The 4183-nt window shown below is 61.9% G+C and carries 1 protein-coding gene and 2 pseudogenes; all 3 read left to right on the top strand.

Annotated elements, in window-relative coordinates; all coding sequences use genetic code 11:
- Nucleotides 1-258: pseudogene (locus ACK543_RS01130) on the top strand (methylmalonyl Co-A mutase-associated GTPase MeaB); the annotation flags it as partial.
- A gap of 30 nt (nt 259-288) precedes the next feature.
- Nucleotides 289-1821, top strand: a pseudogene (locus tag ACK543_RS01125) (acyl-CoA carboxylase subunit beta).
- Between the two features lie 155 nt (nt 1822-1976).
- Nucleotides 1977-4025 carry an acetyl-CoA carboxylase biotin carboxylase subunit gene (locus tag ACK543_RS01120; RefSeq protein ID WP_409941044.1) on the top strand — a complete coding sequence of 683 codons (2049 nt, stop codon included), beginning with the start codon at nt 1977-1979 and terminating at the stop codon, nt 4023-4025.
- Nucleotides 4026-4183 lie beyond the last annotated feature (158 nt).

Raw genomic sequence — 4183 nt, 5'->3', positions numbered from 1 at the left:
TTCTGGGACTGTGTCGGCGAATTTCGCCGCCTGCGCGAGCGCTCGGGTGAGTGGCTGGAGCGCCGCCGCCAGCAGTCGCTGAAGTGGATGTGGGACGAAGTGCATGCGCGTCTCGTTGCCGATTTCAAGGCCAGCGAGGCGGTGCGTCGCGCGCTGCCGCAGGCGCTGCAGGATGTCACGAGCTCGCGTATCGCTCCGTCCTCTGCCGCGCGCCGCTTGCTCGATCTGTTCGAACACCCGACCGATCAGTCCGTATAAACGATCAGTTCAGATAGAAGGAACCAGTCCATGCACGACATCATCCACCAGCTCGAGAAGAAGCGCGCGCAAGCCCGTCAGGGCGGCGGTGCCAAGCGTGTTGCCGCGCAGCACGCCAAGGGCAAGCTGACTGCACGCGAGCGCGTCGAACTGCTGCTCGACGAGGGATCGTTCGAGGAATGGGACATGTTTGTCGAACATCGCTGCAGCGACTTCGGCATGCAGGAGCAAAAGGTCCCGGGCGACGGCGTCGTCACCGGCTGCGGTTTCATCAACGGTCGCCTGGTGTTCGTGTTCAGTCAGGACTTCACCGTATTCGGCGGGTCGCTCTCGGAAGCGCACGCGCAGAAGATCTGCAAGATCATGGTTACGGCCATGAAGGTTGGTGCACAGGTGATCGGCATCAATGATTCGGGCGGTGCACGCATCCAGTAGGTTGTCGCCTCGCTCGGTGGCTACGCCGAGGTGTTCCAGCGCAACGTCACGGCGAGCGGCGTCGTGCCGCAGATCAGCCTGATCATGGGGCCCTGCGCCGGCGGCGCGGTGTACAGTCCGGCCCTCACCGACTTCATCTTTATGGTGAAGGACAGCTCGTACATGTTCGTGACCGGCCCCGAGGTGGTCAAAACCGTGACGCACGAAGAAGTCACCGCCGAAGAACTGGGCGGCGCCATCACCCACACCACCAAGAGCGGTGTGGCCGACATGGCCTTTGAAAACGATGTGGAGGCGCTGATGATGCTGCGCCGCCTGTACAACTACCTGCCGCTCAACAACCGCGAAAAAGCCCCGGTGCGCAAGAGCAACGACCCGGCCGACCGCATGGACCTGAGCCTGGACACCCTGGTGCCCGACAACCCCAACAAGCCCTACGACATGAAGGAACTCATCGTCAAAACGGTGGACGATGGGGACTTTTTTGAACTGCAGCCTGAATACGCCAAGAACATCCTCATCGGCTTTGCCCGCATGGAAGGCCAGACCGTGGGCATCGTGGCCAACCAGCCGCTGGTGCTGGCGGGCTGCCTGGACATCAAGAGTTCCATCAAGGCGGCGCGCTTTGTGCGGTTTTGCGATGCGTTCAACATCCCCGTGGTCACGTTTGTCGATGTGCCCGGCTTCATGCCCGGCACCAGCCAGGAGTACAGCGGCATCATCAAGCACGGTGCCAAGCTGCTGTATGCGTATGCCGAATGCACCGTGCCCAAGATCACGGTCATCACGCGCAAGGCCTACGGCGGCGCGTACGACGTGATGAGCAGCAAACACCTGCGCGGCGACGTGAACCTGGCCTGGCCCAACGCCGAAATTGCAGTGATGGGTGCCAAGGGCGCGGTGGAAATCATCTTCCGAGAAGACAAAAACGACCCGGTGAAGCTGGCCGCGCGTGAGGCGGAATACAAAGAGCGCTTTGCCAACCCGTTTGTGGCAGGGGCGCGGGGCTTTATCGACGATGTGATCCTGCCGCACGAGACACGCAAGCGCATCTGCCGGTCGCTGGTGATGTTGCGCGATAAGAAGCTCGACAACCCATGGCGCAAACACGGAAACATTCCCCTTTGAGCGGCGCTACCACAGCCCTTGGGGCGTCGTTGCCGGACCTTGTCGTAGCGCTGCTACTGCCTGCGGTCCAGCGCCTAGCCCCAACCGCTTCGCTGGGCTGTGCCAGCACCTCACCACAACCGTTTCGGGTAAGAGCCTTTTGAAAGAGACACACCATGTTCACCAAAATCCTGATTGCGAACCGTGGCGAAATAGCGTGTAGGGTCATCGCCACTGCCAGGAAAATGGGCATCGCCACCGTCGCCGTCTATTCCGACGCCGACAAGGAAGCCCGCCACGTCAAGCTGGCCGACGAGGCCGTGCACATTGGCGCTGCGCCCTCGCGTGAGTCGTACCTGCAGGCCGAGAAAATCATTGCCGCCTGCAAGCAAACCGGCGCGCAGGCCGTGCACCCCGGCTACGGCTTCCTCTCTGAAAACGAAGCCTTTGCCAAGCGCTGCGAAGACGAGGGCATTGCCTTCATCGGCCCCAAGGCGCATTCGATTGCGGCCATGGGCGACAAGATTGCTTCGAAGAAGCTGGCCAACGAAGCCAAGGTCAACACCATTCCGGGCTACAACGACGCGATTGCAGGCCCCGAGCAGGCGGTAGAGATTGCCAAGGGCATCGGCTACCCGGTGATGATCAAGGCCAGCGCGGGCGGGGGTGGCAAGGGCTTGCGTGTGGCGTTCAACGACAAGGAAGCGTTTGAAGGCTTTTCGAGCTGCCAGAACGAAGCCCGCAACAGCTTTGGCGACGACCGCATCTTCATCGAAAAATTTGTGCAGGAGCCTCGCCACATCGAAATCCAGGTGCTTGGCGACAGCCATGGCAACGTGATCTACCTGAACGAGCGCGAATGCTCCATCCAGCGCCGCCACCAGAAGGTGATCGAAGAGGCACCAAGCCCCTTCATTAGCGACGCCACCCGCAAAGCCATGGGCGAGCAGGCCGTGGCGCTGGCCAAGGCCGTCAAGTACCAGAGCGCTGGCACGGTGGAGTTTGTGGTGGGCAAAGACCAGGACTTTTACTTCCTGGAAATGAACACCCGCCTGCAGGTGGAGCACCCGGTGACGGAATGCATCACCGGGCTGGACCTGGTGGAGCTGATGATTCGCGTGGCGGCGGGCGAGAAGCTGCCCTTGACCCAGGCCGATGTGAAGCGCGACGGCTGGGCCATCGAGTGCCGCATCAATGCCGAAGACCCGTTTCGCAATTTTTTGCCGTCCACCGGCCGCCTGGTGCGCTTTCAGCCGCCTGCGCAGACGATGTTCCAGTCCGACACCAGCAGCAAGTGGGGCGTGCGGGTGGACACGGGCGTGTATGAGGGCGGTGAGATCCCCATGTACTACGACTCGATGATCGCCAAGCTCATCGTGCATGGCACCGACCGCAACGCTGCCATTGCCAAGATGCGCGAGGCGCTCAACGGCTTTGTGATTCGCGGCATCAGCAGCAACATCCCCTTCCAGGCCGCGCTGCTGGCGCACCCGAGGTTTGTGTCGGGCGACTTCAACACCGGCTTCATTGCCGAGAACTACAGCCGTGGCTTTCACGCCGAAGACGTGCCACACAGCGACCCGCTGTTCCTGGTGGCGCTGGCCGCGTTTATGCATCGCCGATACCGCGCGCGGGCCTCGGGCATCAGTGGCCAAATGGCAGGCCACGAGGTCAAGGTGGGTGAGCAGTTTGTCGTGGTGGCGCTGGCCGCCCAGGGGCAGCACCAGCACCATGCGGTCACGGTCTCCGACTTTGAAGACAAATCAGGCTCCAGCGCCATCCAGGTGGGCGGTGCCAGCTATCAAATCAGCAGCAACGCCACGCTGGGCAACATCCGTGTGCAAGGCGCTTGCAACGGCCAGGGCTTTACCGCCCAGGTCGAGCGCGGGGCTGGCAAGAACCCGTTGGCGCTTCGCATTGCGCACAACGGCACCCAAATGGATGCGTTGGTGCTGTCGCCTCTGGGCGCGCGGCTGCACCAGTTCATGCCCTACAAGGCGCCGCCCGATCTCTCCAGGTACCTGCTGTCACCCATGCCCGGCCTGCTGGTGGATGTGGCGGTGCAGCCCGGCCAGAAGGTGCAGGCGGGCGAGAAGCTGGCCGTGATCGAAGCCATGAAGATGGAGAACATCCTGTTTGCCGCGCAAGACGGCGTGGTGGGCAAGATCACGGCAGGCAAGGGCGAGTCGCTGTCGGTGGACCAGGTCATTTTGGAATTCCAGTAAACCTGCGACCCGCCCCATCCCTAGGAGCCTGTCGGACTTGGAAATCGTCGGCTGCAAATCGACCGCAGCGGTCCATTTTTAACCGCCTTTTTGCCCCATAGCTCGGCTATGGGGCTGCAAATTCGGCAAAAACTGTCCTCGCTCTCGCCGATTTTCGC

Source organism: Acidovorax sp. (genome assembly GCF_046341535.1).
Classification (GTDB): Bacteria; Pseudomonadota; Gammaproteobacteria; order Burkholderiales; family Burkholderiaceae_C; genus Acidovorax.
This window is presented reverse-complemented; position numbering and strand designations above follow the sequence as displayed.

Excerpts from the sequence above, each read along its gene's own strand:
- ACK543_RS01120 (WP_409941044.1), top strand. The coding sequence starts at position 1,977 with ATGTTCACCAAAATCCTGATTGCGAACCGTGGCGAAATAGCGTGTAGG.